The 24,490-nt window shown below is 61.6% G+C and carries 26 protein-coding genes; 20 read left to right on the top strand and 6 right to left on the bottom strand.

The annotated features are described in order from the left end of the window. From AC1DKD_RS19910 to AC1DKD_RS19900, 3 genes are all read left to right on the top strand, one after another. Nucleotides 1–244 (top strand): hypothetical protein (locus AC1DKD_RS19910; RefSeq protein WP_477143610.1); only part of this gene is annotated, 244 nt, incomplete at its 5' end. Continuing rightward, nucleotides 244–861 carry a hypothetical protein gene (locus AC1DKD_RS19905; RefSeq protein ID WP_477103147.1) on the top strand — a complete coding sequence of 206 codons (618 nt, stop codon included), beginning with the start codon at nt 244–246 and terminating at the stop codon, nt 859–861. The genes AC1DKD_RS19910 and AC1DKD_RS19905, both read left to right, overlap by 1 nt. Beyond that, nucleotides 858–1,397 (top strand): FlhC family transcriptional regulator, encoded by a 540-nt coding sequence (locus AC1DKD_RS19900; RefSeq protein ID WP_477103148.1) that lies wholly within the window; start codon nt 858–860, stop codon nt 1,395–1,397. Before AC1DKD_RS19905 ends, AC1DKD_RS19900 begins: the two co-directional genes overlap by 4 nt. Here AC1DKD_RS19900 and AC1DKD_RS19895 read toward each other — a convergent pair. The 5 genes from AC1DKD_RS19895 to AC1DKD_RS19875 all read right to left on the bottom strand — a co-directional run bounded on the left by AC1DKD_RS19895 (nt 1,391) and on the right by AC1DKD_RS19875 (nt 5,169). Then, nucleotides 1,391–1,930, bottom strand: a complete 540-nt coding sequence (locus tag AC1DKD_RS19895; protein WP_477103149.1) for an AAA family ATPase — start codon at nt 1,928–1,930, stop codon at nt 1,391–1,393. The genes AC1DKD_RS19900 and AC1DKD_RS19895 overlap by 7 nt on opposite strands. A gap of 5 nt (nt 1,931–1,935) precedes the next feature. Further along, nucleotides 1,936–2,145: a hypothetical protein gene (locus tag AC1DKD_RS19890; RefSeq protein ID WP_477103150.1), complete on the bottom strand. Its 210-nt coding sequence runs from the start codon at nt 2,143–2,145 to the stop codon at nt 1,936–1,938. Between the two features lie 126 nt (nt 2,146–2,271). Then, complete coding sequence (locus AC1DKD_RS19885; protein ID WP_477103151.1) at nt 2,272–2,535, bottom strand: hypothetical protein; 264 nt, start codon at nt 2,533–2,535, stop codon at nt 2,272–2,274. A gap of 160 nt (nt 2,536–2,695) precedes the next feature. Next, the gene (locus tag AC1DKD_RS19880; protein ID WP_477103152.1) at nt 2,696–3,214 is read right to left on the bottom strand and encodes a bactofilin family protein; all 519 of its coding nucleotides are present in this window, start codon (nt 3,212–3,214) and stop codon (nt 2,696–2,698) included. A 935-nt stretch (nt 3,215–4,149) separates the two neighbouring features. Continuing rightward, nucleotides 4,150–5,169, bottom strand: coding sequence for a carbon-nitrogen hydrolase family protein (locus AC1DKD_RS19875; RefSeq protein ID WP_477103153.1), 1,020 nt, complete (start codon nt 5,167–5,169; stop codon nt 4,150–4,152). 416 nt (nt 5,170–5,585) lie between these two features. Here AC1DKD_RS19875 and AC1DKD_RS19870 point away from each other — a divergent pair, with 416 nt between their 5' ends. Together AC1DKD_RS19870 and AC1DKD_RS19865 are read left to right on the top strand one after the other, a co-directional pair. Next, a complete protein-coding gene (locus AC1DKD_RS19870) occupies nt 5,586–6,497 on the top strand; it encodes a hypothetical protein (protein WP_477103154.1) in 912 nt (303 codons plus the stop codon). Then, nucleotides 6,497–8,356 (top strand): ATP-dependent helicase, encoded by a 1,860-nt coding sequence (locus AC1DKD_RS19865; RefSeq protein ID WP_477143609.1) that lies wholly within the window; start codon nt 6,497–6,499, stop codon nt 8,354–8,356. The genes AC1DKD_RS19870 and AC1DKD_RS19865 overlap by 1 nt, the downstream gene beginning before the upstream one ends. On the opposite strand, the gene AC1DKD_RS19860 is transcribed toward AC1DKD_RS19865, so the two are convergent. Then, nucleotides 8,353–8,871, bottom strand: coding sequence for a hypothetical protein (locus AC1DKD_RS19860; RefSeq protein ID WP_477103156.1), 519 nt, complete (start codon nt 8,869–8,871; stop codon nt 8,353–8,355). The two genes, AC1DKD_RS19865 and AC1DKD_RS19860, sit on opposite strands and share 4 nt — an antisense overlap. A gap of 331 nt (nt 8,872–9,202) precedes the next feature. Here AC1DKD_RS19860 and AC1DKD_RS19855 point away from each other — a divergent pair, with 331 nt between their 5' ends. The 15 genes from AC1DKD_RS19855 (at nt 9,203) to AC1DKD_RS19785 (ending at nt 24,145) form a co-directional block, all read left to right on the top strand. Further along, complete coding sequence (locus tag AC1DKD_RS19855) at nt 9,203–9,337, top strand: hypothetical protein (protein ID WP_477103157.1); 135 nt, start codon at nt 9,203–9,205, stop codon at nt 9,335–9,337. Between the two features lie 144 nt (nt 9,338–9,481). Next, complete coding sequence (locus AC1DKD_RS19850; protein ID WP_477103158.1) at nt 9,482–10,888, top strand: recombination directionality factor; 1,407 nt, start codon at nt 9,482–9,484, stop codon at nt 10,886–10,888. A gap of 82 nt (nt 10,889–10,970) precedes the next feature. Further along, entirely contained in the window at nt 10,971–11,420 is a 450-nt protein-coding gene (locus tag AC1DKD_RS19845) for a hypothetical protein (RefSeq protein ID WP_477103159.1), read from the top strand. 168 nt (nt 11,421–11,588) lie between these two features. Then, a complete protein-coding gene (locus tag AC1DKD_RS19840) occupies nt 11,589–12,929 on the top strand; it encodes a metallophosphoesterase family protein (RefSeq protein WP_477143608.1) in 1,341 nt (446 codons plus the stop codon). Nucleotides 12,930–12,952: 23 nt separating this feature from the next. Beyond that, a complete protein-coding gene (locus AC1DKD_RS19835; RefSeq protein ID WP_477103161.1) occupies nt 12,953–13,345 on the top strand; it encodes a hypothetical protein in 393 nt (130 codons plus the stop codon). Nucleotides 13,346–13,374: 29 nt separating this feature from the next. Further along, complete coding sequence (locus tag AC1DKD_RS19830) at nt 13,375–13,617, top strand: hypothetical protein (RefSeq protein ID WP_477103162.1); 243 nt, start codon at nt 13,375–13,377, stop codon at nt 13,615–13,617. Between the two features lie 63 nt (nt 13,618–13,680). After that, nucleotides 13,681–13,923 carry a hypothetical protein gene (locus AC1DKD_RS19825; RefSeq protein WP_477103163.1) on the top strand — a complete coding sequence of 81 codons (243 nt, stop codon included), beginning with the start codon at nt 13,681–13,683 and terminating at the stop codon, nt 13,921–13,923. A 100-nt stretch (nt 13,924–14,023) separates the two neighbouring features. After that, complete coding sequence (locus AC1DKD_RS19820) at nt 14,024–14,464, top strand: hypothetical protein (RefSeq protein ID WP_477103164.1); 441 nt, start codon at nt 14,024–14,026, stop codon at nt 14,462–14,464. Nucleotides 14,465–14,543: 79 nt separating this feature from the next. Further along, nucleotides 14,544–14,774: a hypothetical protein gene (locus AC1DKD_RS19815; protein ID WP_477103165.1), complete on the top strand. Its 231-nt coding sequence runs from the start codon at nt 14,544–14,546 to the stop codon at nt 14,772–14,774. A 380-nt stretch (nt 14,775–15,154) separates the two neighbouring features. Then, nucleotides 15,155–17,569, top strand: a complete 2,415-nt coding sequence (locus AC1DKD_RS19810) for a hypothetical protein (protein WP_477143607.1) — start codon at nt 15,155–15,157, stop codon at nt 17,567–17,569. Between the two features lie 183 nt (nt 17,570–17,752). Beyond that, a complete protein-coding gene (locus tag AC1DKD_RS19805; RefSeq protein ID WP_477103167.1) occupies nt 17,753–18,268 on the top strand; it encodes a hypothetical protein in 516 nt (171 codons plus the stop codon). Nucleotides 18,269–18,288: 20 nt separating this feature from the next. Beyond that, complete coding sequence (locus AC1DKD_RS19800; RefSeq protein ID WP_477143606.1) at nt 18,289–19,356, top strand: hypothetical protein; 1,068 nt, start codon at nt 18,289–18,291, stop codon at nt 19,354–19,356. 28 nt (nt 19,357–19,384) lie between these two features. After that, nucleotides 19,385–19,990, top strand: coding sequence for a single-stranded DNA-binding protein (locus AC1DKD_RS19795; RefSeq protein WP_477103169.1), 606 nt, complete (start codon nt 19,385–19,387; stop codon nt 19,988–19,990). A 158-nt stretch (nt 19,991–20,148) separates the two neighbouring features. Next, nucleotides 20,149–21,177 (top strand): DUF7146 domain-containing protein, encoded by a 1,029-nt coding sequence (locus AC1DKD_RS19790; RefSeq protein ID WP_477103170.1) that lies wholly within the window; start codon nt 20,149–20,151, stop codon nt 21,175–21,177. A 1,657-nt stretch (nt 21,178–22,834) separates the two neighbouring features. Then, nucleotides 22,835–24,145: a RepB family plasmid replication initiator protein gene (locus tag AC1DKD_RS19785; protein WP_477103171.1), complete on the top strand. Its 1,311-nt coding sequence runs from the start codon at nt 22,835–22,837 to the stop codon at nt 24,143–24,145. Nucleotides 24,146–24,490: the final 345 nt, after the last annotated feature.

The following is a 24,490-nucleotide window of genomic DNA, read 5'->3' as shown; positions in this document are numbered from 1 at the left end:
CAATGATACTGAGTCAACGCTAAGGCAAATGGCCGAGGACTTGGCGCGCGCACGAGCCGATGACGAGACTGTCCGAAACCTGCGATCTGACTTTCAGGCATTCTTTGGGAAGCTATCCACAACATTACTCTTGAAGACATCACAACTCAGCGTGGACTCCAGGGAAGCCCTTTCCGAGATGGCTGAAGCCTTGTCGACCGTCCTCCCGACACTCCAGCGATACGGCAATAAGGAGGCAGCGTAGTGGACCCCACGCCGGCTGGCTTCGTAAATGACGCGCTGTCTCGGCTTGTTCGCACGGAGATTCAGAGCGCCAACAGGGCCTTGATTAGAACACTGGTGACTGCCGCCTATGCCGGAGATGGCTTTGCATCGGAGTTCGTGGGGACGCCTCGGGAAACGCTCACGCTCTTCGCCAAAGCGACACCAACTCAGCTGAACACCATCTACAAGTTGGGCTTCCCCGTGTGGGACGTTGAACTGTCGACCGCCGACTTGGCAAAGGAGCTGAAAGGCGAGGGTACGATTACACGGGGACCAAACGCTCTCCCCCAGCATGCGCTTTCCCAGTTAGTTCGAGCGGAAATTCAGGAAACCAACAAGGCGTTGATTAGGGCATTGGTTGCCGCAGCGACCGACGGAGACACCCTGCTGCAAGCGATCACTGGGGTATCAAAACAAATGCTCGATCTCTTTGCAGGCGCCAGGCAGAGCCAGCTGGTGCCCCTCATAGGAACGTGCCGCCCCCTCTGGGCATTTCGATTTTCCGCCCCCGACCTGGCGAAGGCGCTACTCGACGGCGAGATCGGAACGACTGCGGTGACACACCGTTTTCTTGCCGGGTTAGGAGGGAGAAATTGAAAGAGACACCGATAAGCCGCATCAAGATTCGTCAGGCTAGATTGCTGTGCAAGATGGGCGCGAGGGCAGTCACGATCACATCGGCCACGGGGATCCGGCTCGCCGACGCCCGCGCCATCTATAAGGAGATTAAGGGTTTCGCCTCCCCTTCTGGGCAGACCCCTCACTCGCTGGAATGGTACATGGAGCGACCCGCTCGACAGTTGCAAGCGAGTGTGCTCCTAAAGCTCTACGCCCTTGGGATCAAACACGGCTACGCAGCGCAACAAGCATTCATTGGGGCGTACGAAGCCTATTGGAATCTCTACGGTGAGTCGGGGGGCGGAGACGGCCTCCGCGCAGAGTGTCTGATTGACCCGGAACGCGCTCACTACCTAGTGAAGCGATCAGGCGATTTCGGCACACTCAGTGCTCCAGGCGTCGGCGAGGCAATTGCCGTGCAACCATGTCGCTCCTGCGGACTGGATATCCTTGCTCCGGCACACGATACTTCGTTCGAATGCCCATGTTGCGCGTCCCCGGCGTGCGTCTATTGAGTGCCATCGGCGTGCCTGCGCATTAGCTGCCGAACAGCTTCTCGGCACGCCTCGATGCCAGCGCTGTTGTCGATTCGTTCGACCCGCGGACCACCGCATTCGATGACGCTCGCCAGTTGGAGGTCACGCGCGGAAGTGCCTCCCGCGAGCCAGGCGCGCGCCGATTGTCCAGCCCGCATTCTTAGCCGCTCGATACGCAACTGCTCCGGGACTGACACGCAGACGATTCGCCAATTCTCGTCCAGCAATGGCAGATGCGAGGGGCTGGACGGTAGGCCATCCAGGACAACGCGAGGCCGTGTTTGCGCCAAGGCAATCACTGCGGCTGCCACGCTGTCTGGCAGTGGCCGGCCGGCATCTGCGTGGCGCAGCATGACCATCACCCGGACCGGAATATCGCTCGGCGACATGCCCTTCTGTGCCAGCCGCCGCAGCGCCCCAATGCTGATGTGCCAGTACCCATCGTCCGCAAGCATCCTGCCTATCGTGCTCTTGCCCGCTCCGTGCGGGCCAATCAAACAAAGTCGTTGCATCCGGCTCACGCGATACTAAAGGTCTTGGCATGGACGTTCCCGCGCAGCTTCGTGACCGTGGCTGTGATGGCGTCAATGGTTGATAGAACCCCTTCCTCCTGCAGAAGTGCAAAGACTAGGGGGTCGGTCCGCCTCAATGCAGTGAGGGTGGTGCGCGCATCCCGCATGTTGTCGATCGCATCCCCGATGTACTCGAGAGTGATGATTGGGTTCACGGCCCTCTCCTCGCTAGGTTGCCTGTTCCATTTCGATTTTCCCCATCTTGCTTGCTTAATTGGCCCAAACCATTCGCCATTAGTTGACTTGACCTGTCCGGTGGCGAGATCCGCCAGGTCTCTTGACTACAGTCTTTTGCTGTCCTGTGGGCTAGTGAGCGCCACTCGACGTTTCTCCAGGCATTGGCATACCGAGAAGACGAGCAATGCTCCGAGTCCTACATCAGACGCGATCACGCCGACGCGACCCAACAGGCGAACGTTGAAGATTGACGCTCTACCGAGGGCATACTGACCGATAGCAACTTCGCCCGCAATCCAGCTTGCCAACAACACGACACAGGCAACGAGGCACATGAGAAACGCCCGCTTCTTTAGACTTGGCATCATGATTTCTCCTCATTTTTTGCTCACGTGTTCGAGCATCAGCGCCCAGAGCGCTGGCCAATCCACCCCTTCGCGACTGGCCCAGAGGACAAGCAGTAGGGCCGCTAACCGGCCCAGTGCCCAGCGCCGGCGCATTGCGGGAGGCAGATCCCCGAACATGCGATCAGGAGGCCTGGGCGAGGTTGCCCTGCAGCACGCCACTAGATTCCATGTCGCCATAGCGAATATGCTCGGCGACCAGTGTTCCGCCATTGCGTAACGACACGGTTGCGACTTCCTTGGCGTCGATCCTTCCCCAATTGACAAGCAACTCTGCCGCGGTCACCGTCGACACCTTGATCGTACCCAGGTTAAACAATCGCTTGACAGAGACCTCGGCACCAATCTCTGCGCCTTCCGCAACGATGAGAGAGCCGTTGGGAATCTCGATGCGACCGGTCGGCAGATTGCCGGCAATGAAGAGTCCACCCTCCAGAATCTCAATGGTGCCCTCTATCGCGCAAGATGCCTGCAGGACATGACGAACGTCTTGGGCCGCGTGGTCGATCACCAGTTCCTTCCCATCTATCCGATACCCTGGTAGCTCTTCGTCGTTTGCGATTCGGGTCTCCGGCGAGGCGGCTGGTACTAGCGGTGCCGCAGACGCGGGCGTCAACGGCTGCAGGGGGCTCACGTTGTTCATTCTTTTAGCTCGGCTGAGATGTCGATGGCGGTACTTGCGGGCGCGCAACTTCAGTGGCGGCGCTAGCGGCCGTTTCGTGCGGAGTTGCCCGTGCTGCATCGGCTGCCTTCTGCGGCGTCGCTTTGGACGGGCCTACAGGTGTCCCCTTTAGCGTCACCTTCACGCCTGCCAGATCCTCACCGGAAGGTGTTGTCTGCATCGCGCGCCCCTTGGCACCGTTCTGTAGCGGCGCCGGCAGTGGCAACGGCACAGCGGCTGCAGCGTTGGCTGCGGGTGGCAGGTTTACTTGTGGGATCGTGGCCGCGGGAGGCGGTGACACAGGCGGCAACTTCGCGGGCTCGTAGACGGGCGTGGGGTTCGACGGCGCTGCGGGTACTGGTGATGCCGCCAGCCGACCATCGGCGCCGGCTTCAGAGTGGTTTGATGCGTGAAGCTGGACAATCGGCCCCGCAACGACGGGTCCCTTCGATGCCGAGGCTTGTTCAGCGAACCCTGCTGATACTCCTCCGACTGACGGAGAAGTAGGGGAAACGAAGGCGTGCGCAGTCACTGGCGCTGCGGCTTTCTGGCGATGAAGAAAGTACTGCTGACCAACGAAGCCAAAAAGGACGGGCGACGCAAGCAGGATCGCCAGCCCGATGCGCTTCCGATGGAACTGCCACCAGGTCATTGCGCGAAGAGCCGATCGCCGTGCTGTCGCTCCTGCGTCCCCACTCTCTAGGCTTCGTACCTGTTTGCGGGGACCTTGCTTCGATGGCTGCTGCCCTACTACACCAGATAGGACGGTCGGTCCTCGCGCCACGGTTCGCGCGCCGATAAGGGCAATGGGATTGGGGCTGAGATCGGATTGCATGGAGGTATTGAACGCGAAAACGACCCGCGCGTGGGGTACAAGTTCTCCAGAAAAATGCGGCCGATTCGATCGTGCTCGATGCTCAAGGCAATGCTTCGCTGAGCAAGAGCGGACTCCCAAATAGGCGCGCCCACGATCTAGTGACCGATCGCTGAATAGTTAGTGCGCCGAGTGTGTCCCACCATCCGTTAGCAATCAAAATCACCGGCACGCCATAGTGAAGGTGATAAAGCGGGAGCGACGTGCTCGCCTCAAAGCAGACCAGCAAGCTGGCGGACCGCCCAGCCACCTCGATGACACTGCCCGCCTTGGCATAGTCGGTCGGATACGGTTCGATCAGCGGAATAGGCGCGATAGCGGGCGTGAAGATCCCACCGGGGAGATCCCAAACACCTTTGCGCAGCACACCGTCCTGCGTGGTGATGCCTCCGACCAACAGGCGTTGGTCAGTCTTCAAGGCTTCCCGAAGGTGGCGCATACCTGCCAATGGCAATGTGCCTAGCCAGTTCTCCGGCGCGACAATCACCGTCGCCGAGGATTCCCGCACTTCGTGGGAAAGCTGGATCATCGCGTGGGCGGCCTCTTCGAAGGTTCGTGGCACTGGCGGCGCAGGACTAAACTGCAGGCCGGACCAGCTCGATACGCCTGTCGGAGGATACCTGTAAGCATGCAGGTTCAGACCAGCCGCCAGCATGAACGCTGCGATGACGAAGACGGCCAGCGCTTGACGAATCGTTCCATCCACGCGCCGCCAGCCCGCTATTGCAACGGAAATCCCGACGTACAAGATGACGCCGGCATATCCGGCCCCCGGGAAGAGCCAGCCCGCTCCGGCGAGCGGTGGCAAGGACAGCCAGTAGGCAAGCGGCGGCAGCGACGGCGATGCCAATTGCATCGTACCGCGGAGCCACCACGGGCCAGGCAAGAGTGCCGGCATTGCCATCAATGCCGCATAGATTATCTGCGCCGCCAAGGCGAGCCACAACGATGATCCGGACGCGTATGCTGACGCAGCGACGCACCAGGCGGCACCAAGAAACAATGAAGCGGCTCGCGCGAAGCGTCCCGCTGCGGTTGGATGGTCGGTCGCGAACGGCAGCAAGGCATATCCCAACCCACTTGCAGGCGGCAGCGAAATGCCGACGCCCGCTAGAAAGCAGATAAGACAAGCATTCGCGCGCGCGCGTAACCGAAGAGTTCCTGGAGACATGCTGGCATTTGAGTATAAGGCGTGCACGCGATTGCCCTCGAATAAGGCGCCAAGTTTAGTCCAACTCGGAATTCACCGTATTTGGCGAATTTGTGGCAACGAAGTGGCCGAATGACTCTCCACCACTCTTATAAATCAAGGGCTTACAGCGGATAAATTTGCCCGCGCGGGCAAAACCAGGTGGCGTCATGCAATCGCTGCGGCGACGCGAGACACGAATCGAGCACGTTTTCGCCACGCACTCGACTGCACGCCTTCGCGCGGTTCACGCAGGATTCAGTGACATCCACCCAAAGAAGGAAACCACGATGTCACAACTCACTGCCGTTGAATCCGACCGGGACAGCTTCGAAGGGGGCCTCGGCACGGAGAACGATGAACTTCTCGTGGCCGCCGAGGAATCCCGCGATGCCCTCGCAGCCGACGCCGCCGAGAGCTCTCAGGGTGCCGCCAATGCCGAATCGGCCACCGACGAGGCCGACCGGGCCCGCGCCGAGGAACAGATCCGCCGCGCCAGCGCGCAACGCGAACGCGGCAAGCAAGAACTCAAGCGCAAGATTGCGGGCATTCCGTCGGTGCAGCAGCACGTCACGCTCAACGACCAGGTGGTCGCCTCGTCGTTCACCCGCTTCTTCTACATCATCGACAAGGGTGCCGAACTGATGCGCCGACGCGGCGATGCCGTGATCGGCCAGGAGCGGGCGACCAAGCTGCGCGAGCAGCTGCAGACGCTCATCGGCGCCGTCGAGGCGGACGTGCGCAAGGACCTGGACGCTACGCAGGCCCTGATCGACCGGGACGCCTATGCGGAGGTCGCGATCGCGGTGACCTACACCGCGCCCACCTATAACGAGACGATCCAGATCCGCTCGCGGGAAGGTCTCGCGCTCCAGCGCGTCTTCGCCATGTACGATCAGCTGCTGTCGTTGATGGTCAACCTCGAGTGGAACGGCAAGATCGACCCCAGCGAGGTCGACCAGATGCGCTATCAGACCAAGCAGAAGATTCGCCCGATCTTCCGCTTTGCCGCCCGGGCCAATATCGGCATGAACGCCTCTCGGGCCAGGAATGCCGGCGGTCAGGCTGCGCGCGGTGGTCGCCGGGCTGCGGACACCCGGTCGAAAGGTGACGAAGCCATTGTGGAGGCTGTGAGCGGTCTTCAGTCGAGCCTGGCGGAAAGCGCCGCCGGCGGCGGCACCGACGTAACGCTGCCGATCTGATGGCGAGCGATGAGCGCCTGCTCGCGGGTCTCAACCCCGAGCAGCTCGAGGCGGCACGCTGCCGCGCCCACTGTCTTGCCGTGGCTTGCCCCGGCTCCGGCAAGACCAAGACTCTGGCCGCGAAAGCGGCCTTTTTGCTGTCGGACGGCGCCTCGACCGTCACGGCTGTGACCTTCACGCGAGACGCCGCGCTGGAACTGCGCGAGCGCATCGTTGCCATCGCCGGCGACGCGGCCAAGCCGCGCTTGCTGGTCGGCACGTTTCACTCGATCGATCTCCTGATGAGCTTCCCCAAGGGGCGCAGCGGCTTCGGCAGCGCCATCCTGGCGGAGATGCGCTCGCCCTACGGCGACCGCTCATGGGACATCGTGCGGGAAGGCGAGCGGCGCGGGTATCTGCGCCGGGCCATCGCCCAAGCGGGCCTGGAGATCGACCTCGATGAGGCGACTCGTTTGATCGAGGATGCGAAGGCCGCTGGCAAAGGCCACGGCCTGGAGGACGCGCAACGGGAGATGCTCGAAACCTATCAGCGCATCCTGGAGCGAAACGGGCAGGTCGACTTCCAGGACATTCTCCTGAAGACCAACGAGGCCTTGTTCTCCGGCGCCATGACGCCGTTGCCGGTCGACTACCTGCTGATTGACGAGTTTCAGGATACCGACCTCGTCCAGTACCGCTGGGGCGCACACCATGGCGCCGCCGGCAGCCAGATCACCGCGGTCGGCGACGACGATCAGTCCATCTATGCGTTCCGCCGCGCGCTCGGCTATGAGTGCATGCAGATGTTCACCAAGGAATTCCAGGCGAGCACCATCCTGCTGGGCATCAACTATCGTTGCCGGGACGAGATCCTGTCGTCCGCGGGCAAGATGGTGCAGGCCAACCTTGGGCGGATCCCCAAGCTCCTGCAGGCGGCCAAGGGCGCAGGCGGGCGCGTCGAGTGGGAGCGCTTCAGCGATTTCGACCTGGAGGCTGAAGCCTGTGTCGACGCCATCGCCGCCGCGACGGCTGACGATGCATCGTTTGCGGTGCTCACGCGCGCCAACCGCAGGCTGGACCTGATCGAGGCCATGCTGGTGGCACGCCAGATCCCGTATCGGCGGGCAGACGGCGAGTCGGTGCTGGACAAGCCGGAAGTGGCTCTGTTCGGCGCCGTCATCGACTCCGTGGCCACGCAGAGCGCGCGGGCCGTCGACCAGGTGCTAGGCTGGGCCGGCTTGTCCGAGGACAACCTCGCGCAGATCCACCAGCTCTTCGGCAATGCCATCCGGATCGGCGCGAAGCAGGACTTCGAGACCACTACCCTCTCCCCTGACGGCATTGCCATCTGGAAGGACTTTGCCAAGCGCCATCAGGCCTGGTCCTCCTTGGACAAGGAGGGCCTGTACCACCTGATGCTGCTCGGTATTCAGGAGTGGCTCTTGCTGCATGCAAAAGATGACCGGACCAAGCGCATGTTGGAGGTTGCGGCGGCGATTTACCACCCCGCCGGCAAKGGCCCGAAGGAGCGGCTCGACGAGCTGCGCCTGGCTCGCCAGAAGAAAAAGAAGGACGAAAGCGAGCATAACGCCATTCGGGTGTCGCTCATGACCGCGCACAGTTCGAAAGGGTTGGAGTTTGACCGGGTGTGGATCCTCGGCGCCGAGGAAGAGGCATGGCCCTCGAAGCACGGGTCGCTGGAAGAGGAGCGGCGCCTGATGTACGTTGCCATGACGCGGGCGCGCGAGCAGCTCTGGATCAGCGCGGCCGGAAAGCGCCGCACCAGCCTGTTCGTCGCTGAGACCGGCATTGAGCGGGCGCCGGAAGGCAAGTACAGGACATCCAGCCGGCCGAGCGTGCCCTCTGGGGAAGCGTCCTAGCCGATGCCATGTTCGTCGGACAATTCCTGCGCCGTCTTGCGCGGGATCCGCAGCGCGCTGATCTTGACCGCGCCATACGCCATCAGCACCGGCGGCAAGACGGCCAGTTGCTGGTCCCGATCGATGCGCCCCTCGAATCTCGCCACATACAGGCAGCCATAGGCTTCGTCGAAGCGGCGCAGCAGCCGATACAGGCGCGCCCCTTCCCCCGACACCAGTCGCAACGCCACCTCGGCGTAGATCACCGTGGTCGTCGTCGGGTGGATGGCGCGACAGCGGAGGTCCAGCAGATCGATCTCCGTCTCCAACTGATCCAGGTCGTGGCGGAGAGCCTTTATATAGCCAGGCAGTTGCGCGAAGGCCCGCATCTTCGTGGCCAACAGGTGAAAATCCCGCCTGACCAGGCGGCACACCAGCGCCGTCCGAAGCGGCATGGTCGCGCGTGATTCAACGGGGGTTCGCACCTCTTCGATCCGATGCGAATTTTTGATGACGAGCGAGGGATTCTGGTCCATGGCAGCATTATTAGGGCTTCGCTTGTACCCGGTCAGGGCGAAACCGGCGGGAAATCGCACGCGACTCGCCGCTTTCCTTTACCGGCGCTACCCCTTATCATGAATCCACTCTTCAGCCGTGCAAGCGGCAATGTGTCTCCAGCAAAACAGCACCGGATTTGTCGCGGACTTGCTGGCTGACTCTCAAAATTTTGGCGTTTTGTCGTGCCGGTACCCTCGCCTCTCCAGGTTGGGTTCGCCTGCCCACACGCCGCGCCCTTCCCCTTCGATCGTCGCCTCAGGCCATTCCGGCCCGCCTTGGCGTCCCTTCAATCTCTCCCTGCAAGCCGCCATGGAAATACTCGCCGTGCTGATTCTGGCCGTACTCCTGCTTTTCGCTATCGGGAAGCGCAACCGGTCCGATCACGACCCGCAAATCGACCCATTCTTCTTCTCGCAAGACAAGGACAGCATGGATGACGAATAACGGCTGCCGACGCAGCGGAATGGCCTAGCCATTCCAGTGCACAGGCACATGGACTTCCCAAGCCTCTCCGAGGCACACATGAAGATCCACCGGATTTGCCGGTGGATAAACCGTTACGGCGATTGCCCGTCATGGAGAGAAATCATGGAGAAGTCCATCCTGTCGGACCGACTCAACAACGGCACTGCGCGCCTGAATATATCGGGTCGCATCCGCAGTGGTACCAAGCTGCTCACCGCAGCCGCCGCAAAGAACCCCAAGGCCGTCTCCCTATTTGCGCCGGCGCTCGCCGGCCAGCAGAAGTTCAAGGACGCCGAAGCGGCCATCGCCGCGCAGTGCAACATCGCCTATCCCACCCGCCCCGTGAACACGCCCCACTTCAACGTCTCCGGGGCAGACTTCGAGATGCCGGAATTCGCCCGGCATATCCTCGACACCTACGGCGAGCAGCGCGGGGACGACGTAACCCGTCTCTACCGCTTCCCGATCGTCTTCCACACCGATCAACTGCTCGACTTCTTCCCGCACGCCTTCAAGTCTTATGGCGCCGCGGTCAATTACGAGTCCCGCTATGGGGCCGATGGCAAGCGCTACTGCATGTACCGCGAGCCGGTCACCCCCGAGCAAGTCCAGCAGCAACGCGCGCAGCGGATGAAGTTTCATCCCCGGCGCGAATTGGTGCCGCGCGGCGAGTGCATGCCGGATAGCTGCCCCGAGTACCTGCAGGGGCTGTGCAAGTTCCGTGGTGAGCTGCAGTTCTACATCCCCGGCATTCCGACCGTCGGGCCCGTATCGATCGCAACCACCAGCCAATACGCGGCAGAAGGCATCTTCACCGACCTGATGCGCATCAAGGACGCACTCGGGACCATCCCGCGTTTCAATCCGTTTCGGCCAGGCAAGCCGATCTACTGGCTCACCAAGGTGCAGGAGACGCGGACGTACTACGACGACCAGGGTGCCAAACGTCTGGGTATGCAGTGGGTGCCCAAGCTCACCGCGGATCTGGACATGGCGAAGGCCCTGAGCCTGAACACGGCCCCGGCGCTGTCGCTCGGCCTGGCTCCCGCCGCCCCCCAGAGCTGGCTGGCCGGAACGACCCCCTGTCCCCCGGCAACCCAGTCCGCCACGCCGGAGGCCGATCCTCCCGGCGACTACGACGCCAAGCTGCAAGCGCAGGTCCTGCGTGCCGTCAATGACAGCAACGGCGACCCCGAGTTGATCAGCCAGTGGGCCACACAGCGGTATGGGGAGGATTGGTCCCGCACCAATACCTCGCTCGACGGCGTCCATACGGTCTTCCGCAGCCTGGGTGATGACGGTGAGTACGTCAACGCCCGCCTGCGTTTCGAGATCGCGGCATTGGTGAGCGGCATCGACGAGACGCTGCGCAAGCAGTACTTCAAGGCGAAGCTGGGCAACGGCTGGACGCACAAGATCGACCAGCTGTGCGCCGCTACCGCCGAACTCGAGGCGCTGGGCAAGCGCGGCGCGAACTATGCCAGCAGCTTAATGCTGAGCTTCCTGGACGATCTGCAACTCCCCGCCTAGCGGTCCGCGGTGGTCCCCACACCGCGAACCCCGTGCCGGCAACCGGCACGGGGCGCTCAACCTATTCCATCGCGAGGTAAACATGACCGCAATCTTTACGGTGCTGCAAGCGCGCGCGCACGATCGCAATCGGGTCCGCCTGTGCGCGACACTGATCGCCGCCGAGACCGACACAGAGGCCGAGGCCATCTGGCGGCTCTGGGCTGCGAGACTGATCGAGGCAAAGCTCCTGCGGTACGCCTTCATCAATGCCAACGCATGCGATCGCGTCAAGCTGTGCAGCGCGTGCGACATCGAGATCCTCGACATCGAGGCCTTCGAACACTGGCGCCGGATCGCGACAACCCCGTATCACGCCGACGGCAAGCACTACCCGGCTGTCTGGCGGGAGATCCACAGCGAGAACCGTTCGGCGCACGAGATCCAGCTCGGCCTGGAGGATGAGACTGCGTTGGCGCAGAGAAAATGTCCCTTCTGCGGCCTCACCGACACTTGCGACGATTGTGAGTCAGCGGGATCGACGACCGCCTGATCGTGGCAACCGTTTCCCCCCACCCTCCCAACGATTCGCGCGTGCCTTCGTACCGCGCCCTCCCCCGACGTTCGGGGGCTTTCTCTTGTGCGTTTTCCCAGCGCGCAACGGAAAGCCGTTCCCTCGCTTTCCAATCGCCGCGAACGCGGCAGGCAAGGAGGAACTCCCATGAAAATCGCTCACATGAGTGATCTGCATTACACCGCAACTCATCTCGCAGAGTCCAACCGCTGCTTTGCGGCGGCGGTTTCCCACGCGATCGAGATCGGCGCGCAAGCGGCGGTCATCACCGGCGACGCGACCGACCACGCGCTCGACGCGCACGAACCGGCCTTCCGGGAACTCGCCAAGCAGATCCAGCGACTGGCCAATCACTGTCCGGTCCTATTGCTGCAAGGCACCTTCTCACACGAGCCCCCGGGCTTGTTGCGCGTCCTGGAACTGGTTGGCGCACGGCATCCCATTGCCGTTGCGGACCGGATCGGCCAAATCGCGCTGGTGCAGGGCCAGTGGCACAGCAACGGGCTGACATGGGACGCGCCCGCCGATCTGGTGGTCACGTGCCTGCCGACCGTCAACAAGGCAGACCTGATCGCCACGGTCGGCGCGGAACATGCCGCGGCCGAGGTTGGCCAGGCGCTCCATCAGCTGCTGGCCCTGTTCGGCACCGTCAATGACCGGCTGTTCGCGCAAGGCGTGCCGACGCTGCTGATCGGCCACGGCACAGTGGATGGTTGTCTGACCGAGCACGGCGTGCCGATGGCAGGCCAGGACCACGAGTTCAATCTGGGCTCGCTGTTCCAGGCCAACACCGATGCGGTCGCACTTGGCCACATCCATAAGCAGCAAGAGTGGCGGCGTGAGTTCGCCGGCAGACGGCAACTGGTTGCCTACGCCGGCTCCATCGGGCGCTTTCACTACGGCGAGGATGGCGACAAGTCCGMCCTGATCTGGGACATCCGTCCCGGGCAAGCCGAGTATGCGGTCTTCGTGACGCCCGCGCGGGTCACGCTGGACTTGCACTTCGACGGTCCTCCGGATCTGGAGGCAATCCGCGAGTTGGGCCAGCGCTGCGCCGGCGCCTTTGTGCGCGTGCGCTATCTGGTCGACGAGGAACACCTCCAGTCGGTGGACCGCGCGGCAATCAAGGCTGCGCTGGGAAGCGCGGCCGAAGTGAAGATCGAGGGCAAGACCCTGGTGGTCGAGCGGCAACGCGCGGCGGGCATCTCCACCGTTGCGAGCCTGGACGGCAAGGTCAAGATGTGGTGCGAGCAAACGCAGTCACCCTTCGAGCCCTTGTGCGACCGGCTTCAGGCACTGTCGGTCGAGGCTCCAGAGGCTATCGCCAGCAGCATCATCCAGCGCATCAAGACGCGGGAAGCCGCGCAAGACACCGCCGACGCGCTTGGCCAGGTGCCGGTACCCGCCGCCGACAACCCGACCGCTCCGGTACCGCCGGCGATCGATTCCGACGTCCCGTCCTGGGTGACGGAAGACCTGTTTGCCTAACGGCACCCACGGCAGGATCGGGCTTGCAAAGCCGGTCCTGCCAGACACCCTCATCGATCACGTCCCCTCAACATAAAGACAACCGCGACACCCGTCTCCATCATGAACCGGCCGCCCTGCCGGACCAACGACTCGTCGAGGTGACCGGCGAATGGCTGCCAGAAGGCACCAGGCTCGAGGCCTACTGGAACGGCGAGTACTGGAACGGCTGGGTCACACCGCTGTTCCCGCTCGCGTCCGTACATCGGATCGTCGATCTGATGCCGGGCATCGACTACAACCAGGCCGAGGATGCGGTTCTGATCCTCAACGGCACGGAGATCGACAAGTCCCACCCCATCTCCATCACGGTGAATGGCGAGGCCGTCGCCGCGTATGTCGTGGGTGACGGCTTCTGCTGGGAGCTGGCGACGTGAGCACCCAGCCGATTCGAACGAGTCCTGCAATGACACAAGAGGAACTCATCGCCGAGAACGCGCGCCTGCGCAAACTGCAGGCGCAGCAGGTGACGGCGCTGGCAGCAGTCTGGAAGTGCTACACGCCGCTACAGATCAGCCATGCGCGCCTTGACAGTGCCGTCTGGTTGGTCGCAGAGGCGCTGGATGATGCCGGCGTTGCCCGATGCCAGCCTGACGGCGACACGGCAGCATCCAACCACCGCCCCCCTGACACACATAGCCATTCCTAACCATCCCTTGCGGGTCCGCACCCGCAAGGGGCGGGCTCCGCGCCACACCGTGGAGATTCCGACATGGATCTGAATGGCATCACCGCCGAAATGATGGAGTCCGCGGCCGACAACCCGGACCTCGACAGCGCGCTGCAACCGCTCCAGGCGGCAGCGGGCATCACCAGCGGCGACACCGCCGGCTTGTTCTTCGGCTTTATGGATAGCGAGAACAGCCAGTGGTTCGAGGCMTCGCCGGCCGAACGCAAGGGCTGGCTCCGGCAATGGCTGGCGCTGGAACAACGCCACGCATTCCCGCAACGGTAGTCACAACCCCAACCCACATCGCCTGCCTCACGGCGGCGCCTCAACCGCAGGCTGCCCTCGTGTCGGCCAGCGCTTTCTATTTGTCTCAGGAGAAGTAAACATGACTCACGATAAACGCCTGTTCGCACGCGCCAACGCAACATTGCTTCGCATGCTCTGTGTCATCTTTTTGCATGTCGGCATCTTTTTCATCTTCGTCGCAGCGCTACTGCACAGACGCGCTGGCTTCCGTCAAAGGGCGGCCACAACTGGGGCCGGCTCGGCAGTCAACGCGGCAGATCACGCTGTGCAAACCGCAGCGCAAATCCATGACGACACTGCGCGTCGGTGGGTTGCGATATCGGCCCAGCTGGTCGACGACGGCAATCTGGAGGCAGCAATCGCGGCCGCGTACGTCGTCGGCCGCTACGGCGCCGAACTGCCACCGGAAGTCGCCGCACACGGATCGCTGAAAGCGGCCTTTGAGCGAGGTATTGCCGACGCCAGACAGGAAGCGACGGGACGCGGGGCAACCCGCGTGCTGACGCCAATGGTCCGGTAAGCAGCCGCCTTTTTACAACCATCCCTTGCGGGTCCGCACCCGCAAGGGGACGGATCTGCGCGGCTAACCCGCAGACCCAATGAAATTACTGCAACACATCAAGCAGGCGCTCCGCGCCCCAACCGTGAAGCAGCTTGAATCGGTTGGTCGCCTGGCGCATACCCTGTCGGCCGCCTGTATCATTGCGGCCACGTCCCTGGCGTTCGGCAGTGAACCGCTCACGACCGGCGGCGTAGTTCGCTACGTCCTACTGTATTTTTGGGGCGTGATATTATTTGTAACAGGTGTCCTTCTAAGCAAGGGAGAATGAGATGCTCGGTATGCTACTTGTCAGTGCTTTTGGCGTGGCATTTTGCACCCTCTGCTGGGTAATGCTGGACGGTGCAGAAAAAGCCAAGGACCGCAGCAAGAACGAGTCTGTTTGATTGCTCTGCAACGCGAAACAGCCACTTCGGTGGCTGTTTCCCTTTCTGGACTCCCAGCAGAAGCATCCCAACTCGTGCTGCATTTCGCCACCGTTTCGAGTTTCCCCGGCACATTGCATTGCGTTTACACTAGGGCTAAGCCGGGCCTACCGGCACTGTATATAGATGTTGCGGATTGATCCATGCGCCCGCCCGGGCCTATCGATCAGTCTCCGTGGTTTCCAATTCGCCGCACCAGCGGCAGGAGTTGAACATGAAACCACGCATGTTAAGCCTCGAAAATTTCATTGGTATCCAGTCCGGCTTAGGCAAGCCCGAGATCACCCTCGATCTGCGTCACCTGGATGCATCCACCACCCTCGTTGCCATCGCTGGCCCCAATGGCGCCGGCAAAACCACCATCATGGACAACCTTCACCCGTTCCGGGTGATGCCCTACCACGCCACCACCCCCACACCCAACGGCTTCTCGTACTGGGATCACGTTGCCGGCGTGCAGGCCGCCAAGATGCTCGAATGGGAGCACGATGGCCAAGTGTTCCGCACCGACCTGGTGTTTCGCCAATCCGGCAAGACGAAAAAGCAGGACGCCTACCTGACCGTCCGCCAGGGAGAGCAATGGGTCCCGGTCAACCTGCCCAACGGCACGGTATCGGACGGCAAGACGGATACCTACGATGCCTGTGTGGAGCATCTGCTCGGCAAGCCCGAAGTGTTCTTCACCGCCCACTTCTCCACGCAATCCCGCACGTCCCTGTCGGCGATGAACGCCGGCGACGTGAAGTCACTCCTCTCGTCGATCCTCGGTCACGACCAGATTCGCGAAGAGGGCGCCAAGGCAAGCGCCGTCGGCAAGCTGCTGAACCAGGAACGCGGGCGCACACAGGAGGATCTGCGCCTCGTGATGGCGGCRGCGTCTCGCGCCAGCGTGCTGGACAGCCAGATCGTCCAAGCCGACACGCAGCTGACTGCGGCAACCGCCAACGTCGATGCGGCGCAGGCGGACGTCACAAAGGCCAGCGCGGCACTGGCGGCCACGCAGGCGCAACTCGACGCGCAGGCCTCGGTCCGCCAGCAACGCGCACAGCTCGAGCAACAGCAACAGGTAGCCGGCCGGGAGGCCGCACAGCAGCAAGCCGGCATCGACGCCGAGGTGGCCGCGCGCAAGCGCGAGCTCCAGGAAGCCCAGACGCAGGCCCAAGGTCAACTCGCCGGCCTTGCCACCGGGGCCAAGCGGCTGCGCAATGACCAGAACACGCGGCAAGCCATCCTGGCTCAGGAGCCAGCCATTCAGCAGGCGGAAGGCGCTACTACGCAAGCCAAGGCGAAGCTCCAGGCGCTTAGTCAGCAACGGGAGGCGCTCAACGGGGCTATTGCCACCCTGGCACAGCGCCGCAAGGAACTGGCCGAGGTGTCGGCAGCGCATCAGAAGACGATCGCGGACGGCTCTGCGAAGAACCAGGCCGTGCAGTACATGACAGTCAATGCCAAGCTGGCCGATGACGTGCCGTGTGCCGGCAGCGCGCTGCAACCCAAGTGCCCGCTGCTTGCCAACGCGATGGCCGCCAAGACCGCCCTGCCGGGCGAGGTCGCCCAGCTAAAGGACATGCGTAAGTCATTCGAGGCCAGCAAGGCTCGCAGCGCTGCCCTCACCACCGCCATCGCGGAGCTGGAAAGCAAGGATGCGGCAGCCCGCCAACTGGATCAGCAAATCCGCGCGCTGAACGATCAACTCCTGCAGTTGAGCCGCGTTGCCAACCAGCGCGACGCGCTGGCMGCCGCCAAGCAGGCCCTGCCGATCGCCACACAACGCCTGCAGGAGATTGCCGCGACCGAGGCGGAACTGAACCAGCGACTGGCCGGCCTGACCCAACGCATCGGGGCAGTCGATCRGGAAGCCGCAGCGAAGCGCAAGGCCACTGACGCGGCCCACGCCGAGAAGCTCGCGAGCCTGGCGCAGTTGCTGTCCACCTTGCCACGCGTGATGGGCAGCGACGCCCTGCAACAGGCGCAGCATGCCGTCACCACGGCCGAGCAGATCCTGGCCAAAGCCAAGCGCACGCAAGCGCAGGCGCAGAGCCAGCTCCATGGCTTGCAGCTGCAATCCGCGGAAGCCACGGCCGTCGCGGCACGCGCTGCCTCGCTACAGTCACTGTGCATTGCGCTGTCGGACGAAGCGGCCTATTGGGCGCTACTGGCGAAATGCCTGTCGAACGACGGCCTGATCGCCCTGTCCATCGATGACGCCGGCCCTGCCATCTCGGCACTTTGCAACCGCCTGCTGGAAGATTGCTACGGTGGTCGCTTCGCGGTGCAGATGGTGACGCAGCGCACGACGCAGACCGGCACCGTGCGGGAGACATTCGAAATTCACGTCACGGATGTCGAGCGCGGCGAGATCAAGCCGCTCGGCAGAATGAGCGGCGGCGAGAAGGTCTGGGTCAACGAGTGCCTGGTACGCGCGCTGGCACTGCACATGGCGTGCAGCACCGGCATGCATTTCCCGACGCTGTTCTCCGACGAGGTGGACGGTCCGCTCGATCCGGAACGCAAACGGCAATTCATCGCCATGAAACGTGCCGTGCTAGCGGCCGGTGGATACGAACGCGAGTTCTTCATCACGCAGACGCCGGAGCTGTCGGCCATGGCGGACGCCATCATCCACATCCAGTCGCTCTAGCAGCGACATTCATCAGGAGGGGCCACAGGCCCCTCCTGTCTTCCACCCGCGGACCGCCTTGGCGGCCGCCCTCTCCTGCCATGGATCCAAGCAGGCTTTCCCGGCGCCGCCCCAACGCGCCGCAGGGAAAGGCTGTGCCTCCGACTTTTTAGCGCCCAGTCATGGGCAAGAACGGAGAACAACATGACAGAGCAATTGCTCGACCTGTTCGGCGAACAGGTTGCAGAAAGACCCGCGAGGGTCCCCAAAGTCGAAGGCACGCAGGCTGACCTGATCTCGGTCGACAGTATGTCGTCCAACGATCTCGCGAAGTTCTGCACCGGCATCGCCACCGCCCTCTGGGGCGGCGTCCGCGACGCCATCGTGGCCTACAGCGCCACCAAAGACATCCGGGCCGCGAAGAAGGATTCCGACTTCTTCGGCATGCCAAACCTCTGGGAAGAAAAGATCCACCTGTTCGATGCCCTTTGCTGGGCCTTCGACTTGTTCGATCACCGCGCCATTACCCCGTTCGACGCCGTGTGCGATGAACTGGACCTCGATGTTCGGCGTATCCGTCGAAGCATGGCCAGGAATCTGCACAGCGAGTTGCGCGAGCTGTTTCGCGTGATCCGGATGGCGCTAGGTGAACCCAAGGCCGCGGATGTGGCCCTCAAGCTCGATGAATACGTCAACCTCGGAAACTGGAGAAACCAATAATGAAAGCAGATCGAATTGGCATGCCCGCACGGCTGCTCTGGATCATCGTGTTCCTGATCTTGCTGCCGTACGCCCTGGTCGCCGGCAAGCAACGCTCGGAGAAGGCCATCGGCTGGATCGGAGACAAGTTTGGTGGCGAACGTGGCGATGAAACGCTGGAGGACGAGGAACTGGAAGATGCAGCGCCTGCGCCAGCTGTTATGGAGTCCCAGGTTCCGGTAGCAGCGGCGCCAGCACCTGTTGTCGCCAAGCCGCCGCGTCGCCCCCGCAGCATGAAGCAGATTGCAGCAGGTATTGCGCCGGAACCGGCCTTCACCGCAACCGAGAGCATCGGCGCACGGTGCGTGCAAGTCAGGAAGATCGCGCGCAAGCGGGTCTTTTTCTACCAGTACGCCAACCACGTGCGCCGGGTCCTGCCCGGTGAAGTGGGCCAGGCCCGCGAGCAACTTGGCATCCTCACCCGAGCAGAGTTCGAGGAAGCCGGTCTGCCCTTCGGCATTCCCAGCGCGGTGACACTCACCGAGCTGATGCTCAAGAGCGAATCCGGCTCAACGCGGAATCAGCCAAAGGCGGCGCTTGCGACGGTTCACCCGTTGCATGGCGTGGACGTCAACGCTGCACTGGCCGATGCGAGCGCAAGGCAAGACGCACCGCCTTGGGAAGCCGCGGGCTACGAGTTGCCAGAGCCGATAGCATCGGCGCCGGAGTCAGAGCCGGCACAACAGTCTGCCAAGCCTCGCCCCCTCAAGGTAACGCCAATCGCGCCGCAAGCCCGGAAGAAGCCGATCAAGATCGGTGTGGGCCGCATTGTCGACATGGGCGTGCGTCAGTTCACGCCGGACGGCCGCAAGCCGTATCAGTCCTTCACGATCACCCTGGAGAAGCACGACGGCAGCCGCAAGGCATTCAGTGGCGAGCACCTCGCGGAGCTGGTCTCGGAGCGCCATGTGCGCGTCGGCGACACCGTGAAGATCAGCATGCTCGGCCGCGTTGCCGTCCAGGTCCCGCATCCCGAACAAGTCGGGAAGTTCATCGATACCCATCGCAACGAGTTCGACCTCCGGCACGTGCGCTCACTCGCGGCGTGATTCAACAGCAGTAAGCAAAGGAAAATCTATGGCATCCATCAACAAGGTCATTCTCGTCGGTAATCTGGGTGCAGATCCGGAAACCCGCTATCTGCCCAGCGGAGACGCCGTCAGCAACATCCGGCTGGCGACGACTGATCGCTACAAGGACAAGACCAGCGGCGAGATGAAGGAGGCCACCGAGTGGCACCGCATCGCGTTCTTCGGCAAGCTCGCCGAGATCGCCAGTCAGTACCTCAAGAAGGGCTCGCAGGTCTACATCGAGGGGCGCATCCGCACCCGGAAATGGACGGACCAGGCAGGCGTGGAAAAGTACAGCACCGAAATCGTGGCCGAGCAGATGCAGATGTTGGGCAGCCGCTCAACGGGCGCGTCGAGCGGTGATGATGAGGGCGACGGCAGTCAAGCCCAGCGTGCGCCGGCACGCGCGTCCAACAACAGCGGCCGGCAGAACGGCGCCGCAGCACCCAGCAGTCGTGGCGCCCGCACGCCGCCCCCATCACCGCCGCCCAGGCAGCAGTCTGGTGGCTATGGCGGTGGTGGCGCGCCGCGTAGCGGCGGCTTCGAGGACATGGATGACGATATTCCGTTCGCGCCTTGTAAGGCACTTGACGGCATTCCGTTCCGGCGCTGACGCGCAGTGCGGCAGGCCCTTCGGGGCCTACCCGCTGCTTCTTCAACCCTCCCCCCTCACGGGGGCTTTCCTGATGCGCGCTGCGCTTCAGAAAAGCCTCTGCACCTCAGCAGTGGTCTCTCCGCTTTTGAATTGCCTTTCCGAGGCAGGAGAACACGATGAGCTTGAACTTTAAAGATATCGACTGGGTGAAGGTGCTCACGCGCGCCCAACTCGACGTGAAATATCTATCGAAGCGCCAAGGACCCTGCCCTCTCTGTGGGGGCAAGACCCGCTTCCGTTTTGACAACAAGGATGACGCCGGCACCTACTATTGCAACCACTGTGGCGCCGGCAATGGCTACACGCTCCTGCGCGCATTCACTGGCATGAGCGATCGCGATGCGCTTGAGTTCCTGAAGGACGATGCATGCTGTCGCCCGGTAGGGAGGCCAGCCGCCCGCAACGACGAGCGCAGCCTCACGGCGAAGGTGGAAGCCGAGGCCAGAAAGAAGCGCGCAAAGCTGAACGCGGCCTGGTCAGGTTCGGTGGCCATCACGGAGACTTCGCCAGTGTGGGCCTACCTCAGCCGGCGGGTGCCCGGCCTGCAACTCGCGTGGCTCTCGCCCGATCTTCGGTATCACCCGGCCATGGCCTACTGGGATACCGACGATGAAGGCAAGCCGGTGAATCGTGGCGACTGGCCGGTCATGCTGGCCAGGGCAAGGCGCGCAGATGGGGCACCGGTCACGCTCCACCGCACTTACCTGAGCAAAGATGGCTACAAGGCGCCATTCGCAGATGTGAAGAAGCAGATGGCAAGTCCCCAGAAGCTCGCCGGCGCACCCATCCGTCTGAATTGTCCGACTACCGGGAGCCGGAAGGTCATCGTCTGCGAAGGTATCGAAACCGGCCTGGCCCTTGTGGCAGCCACTGGCAATCGCATCGAGGTCTGGTGCTTGGTGAATGCCGGGAACCTCGCCGTTGCCGACATCCCGCGGGATCGCTTCGATGAGGTGATCATCTGCGCCGACCGGGATCCGCTCGACCCGAAGCACGGCTGGCGACCAGGTGAACACTATGCCGAGTTGCTGAAGGCCAGACTGGTCACCGGGGGCTTCGGCGTGCGCTTGCACGTGCCGAAGAATGAGGGCGAAGACTATTCCGACCTATGGCTAAGGGCATCGCATCTGCGGGTTGCCGCATAAACCTTGGCGAGACAACGTAAGGGCGCCGGCAGCCAAACCGCCGCGCACTTGCCCAGCAAGGAGCTAGATTTGATGAGATCGATTTCAGCACTGCTAATGCGAGCGACCGATGAGGCACACCGGGCGCTTTGCGAGAGCGAAGAGGCGGCCGCGCATTACGGCGAGTGTTTCAGCCGTTGGGATGCCTGGTGCTGCTGGTGGCGCGGCTTCTTCAGTGTCGCCCGGCAGGCTCACGTACCTTTAAAGTGATGTACGGGCACTTCTCGCCCGGCAAATCTCTCCTAACGACAAGAGTCCCCTGTTGCACATCGCCGACCCGACGGGGTCGGCTTTTTTTTTTGCCGGAACGGTGCCCTCACTGGAGGAGGGTGCATGTCCCGTACACACCCGGCAACGGGAGAGTACGCGCCCGAGATGCGGCGATCGCGGGCCGACTGCCGATAGGCATCCTTTGTTGCTCCCCGAGCTTCCCCATGCGCGTTTCCGAGGGCTGAGCGAATCACCCCAAAACCGCGTCCGAAGTGCCTTATAGGGCATCATCCACTACTTCCCGATACCACCGCGCATCCAGACAGTCACTCACACGACAACGCCGGCGCGTTGCATYCCACCTAAGTTCATCCCAAAACAGGGTACCTTTCGCTGCGGCCAAAGGTACCCGTCTATGGTAAGGCGGCAGTGCTCAAAGGACTGAAATTCCCATAGCCGGGTACCTTTCCACCATGGCGACCGCCAGCCCTCATGTAATTTCGCCTGTTTCAGCAACAGTGGTCACATACTTACGTTGGGGGAGTGCCGAGTCACAATCCCATAGGCCGGCACCTAAACCTGCTTGAACTAATTTGTGGACGGCCTTCCCCGCGATGACTTGTGGGGCATAAGCAATCCCGCGAAGCCTTGTCTACGCTAGGTTTGCGGACGTTTGGCGCTCATGGAACACGACTTACCATCCCCGGAGCAATTAGTCCCATAGGTGGGTACCTATCGGCGCCTGGGTCCCCAAAAGGAAGTCGATACTCACCCCAAAACCGATCCCATAGCCGGCTACCTACGAGTTCTCCCATAGGCGGGTACCTCAGGAGCCTTCAGGGCGCCCCCATAAACGGGTACCTTTTGCCAAATTTCAGGCCGGCGAGCAGCTCCCATAAACGGGGACCTGTCTCCCATATCCACATACCTTTCTTCCCATTGGAAGGTACCGTCAGTCCCATATCCACATACCTCAGCTCCCATTTCTGGGTACCTTCACCCCATAGCAGGGTACCTATCGGGCTGGAAACCCTTTGTTTATGCGGCTCTCCAGGCTCTAAAGGTTTACTAAAGTAATAAAGTGTTAAGTAAACACGTAAACGGCAGGTGTCTTCTGAAAAGCCTCTCAAACACGGGCATAGGTACCGGTCTATGGGATGGTTCAGCCTCAACCAGGACTGCTATAGCCTCCCGCTCCTGCCCTAACCAACTACGTATACTGGCTCGGTCCGATGACTGAGAGAATCTGCCGGACAGTACAGGTGAAACTGCCCCACGATTGACCACAAACACGGCGCAGGATCGCAGCGGTCCTTAAGGTGTACTTCGACGTTGATATTGAAGGTACCAAGGTGTAATATGATCGCGGCGCCTTTACACCTATGGCGGACTTTTCGGTACCACATCGATGGCCAGACAGAATCGCACACCGCCTACGGACACTCAAATCGCCCTCTTCCAGACCGTAGAGTCCCCTGAGCCATTCCGAAAAGCTGTTCAAGCAATCCACATCGCCCCGCGGTCCGGCATCATCTCGCTCCAGCAGCGCAAGATGTTCAATTCGCTAATCAAGAATGCGATCAGCCAAAACGAAGAGAATGAGGGTCGGACGCTCTTCGAAATGACAGCCGGCAGCCTTTCAAATGATATCGGACTTAATAGCAACAACAGCCAGTACGTCAAGGACACGCTGAATTCGCTTATCAGCACTGTAGTGAACTGGGACTTTCTTACGCCGGACAAACGAAACATATGGAAGTCATCCGGTTTGCTCGCCGGAGCAGAAATCGAAGGTCCTAAGCTTCGTTATTCCTTCTCGGATCAGATACGGACAGAGCTTCTGAATCCAGAAATATATGCGCTTATTGATATGCGCATAACGAGACAGTTCCGCCGCGCCCACTCCTTGGCGCTCTGGGAAAACACGGTGCGCTATGAAGCCATCGGAATTACCGCAAAGTTCCCATTGCAGACCTTTCGGGAACTGATCCTAGGCCTCGACAATGGAACACAATCCTATGCGGAATACAAAGCCTTCAAGAGTAAGGTGATCGTCCCTTGCGTCCGAGAAGTGAATGAAATTTCGGATCATCTGTTAGAACTCGTTGAACACAAGAACGGCCGATCAGTTGTCGCTATTCAATTCAAGGTAAACCGTAAGGCTGAGGCTAAACCGGACGTCAACGAAAAAGAGATTGCTCTTTTAGACGAAGTGGCAAAACTTCAGGTGCCGCGCTCAGAGGCTGCTAAGCTGATTGCTGAGTATGGCGAAGACCGTGTGAATTCCGCCATCGAATATACTCGCGCTAGGAAAGCGAAGAAAAACGCCCCTTCGCTAGACAATGAAGCGGCGTATTTCAGGAAGGCATTGCAGTCAGGTTGGCAGGCACCGACTACTAAGACTGCCGATCCCGCAAAGCCACAGCCTCGCAAGAAGGTCACAACCAGTGACGTGCGAGCGCGGTACATTGCTTCCGAGATCCCTCGAGCCAGGGAGTACTTCAACGAGCTTTCTATTGATGACCAGGCTGTTCTCATCGATCGTTACAATGGAACGGTCGATACCAAAAATCTTAAGATTATCGCCGGGAAGCGCTCGACAAAGCTCGCTGAGACAAGCTTTTTCAGTTGGCTTGTAATTGATACCTGGGGCGATCCTTCCGCAGAGGATCTCTTGAGCTTTGTTGTGAATGGCGGTGCAGCGATCGACGCAGCCTAAGCTGCAGTTACCGCCCTACCCCACGGATGGCGAGCGACAGCGCGTACACTAACCATCGAAGCACTGCAGATCCCTGCGGAAATAGTTGAATTGCAGCTTTCCCATGAAGTTCGCGACAGCTTGGGCCGCGCCTACAATCGCACACAGTGGCTCGATTAACGCCGCGACCTCATGCAGCGCTGGGCGGACTATTTGGACGAACTGAGACAGAATAATGAACGTTGGAAATAGTTTTCCCGATCAAGACTTGCTGGAGTCCTGCAAATACCTGGCGAAGCAAGTTCTCTGGAAAAACGGTGGTAACTCCAGTGACGTCGTCGAAATGCTCGCGAGCCGATTCTATGC

The sequence above is a fragment of the Cupriavidus sp. 05T313 genome (assembly GCF_056396665.1).
Note: the sequence above shows the minus strand (reverse complement) of the source record. Positions and strands in the feature narration are given on the sequence as shown.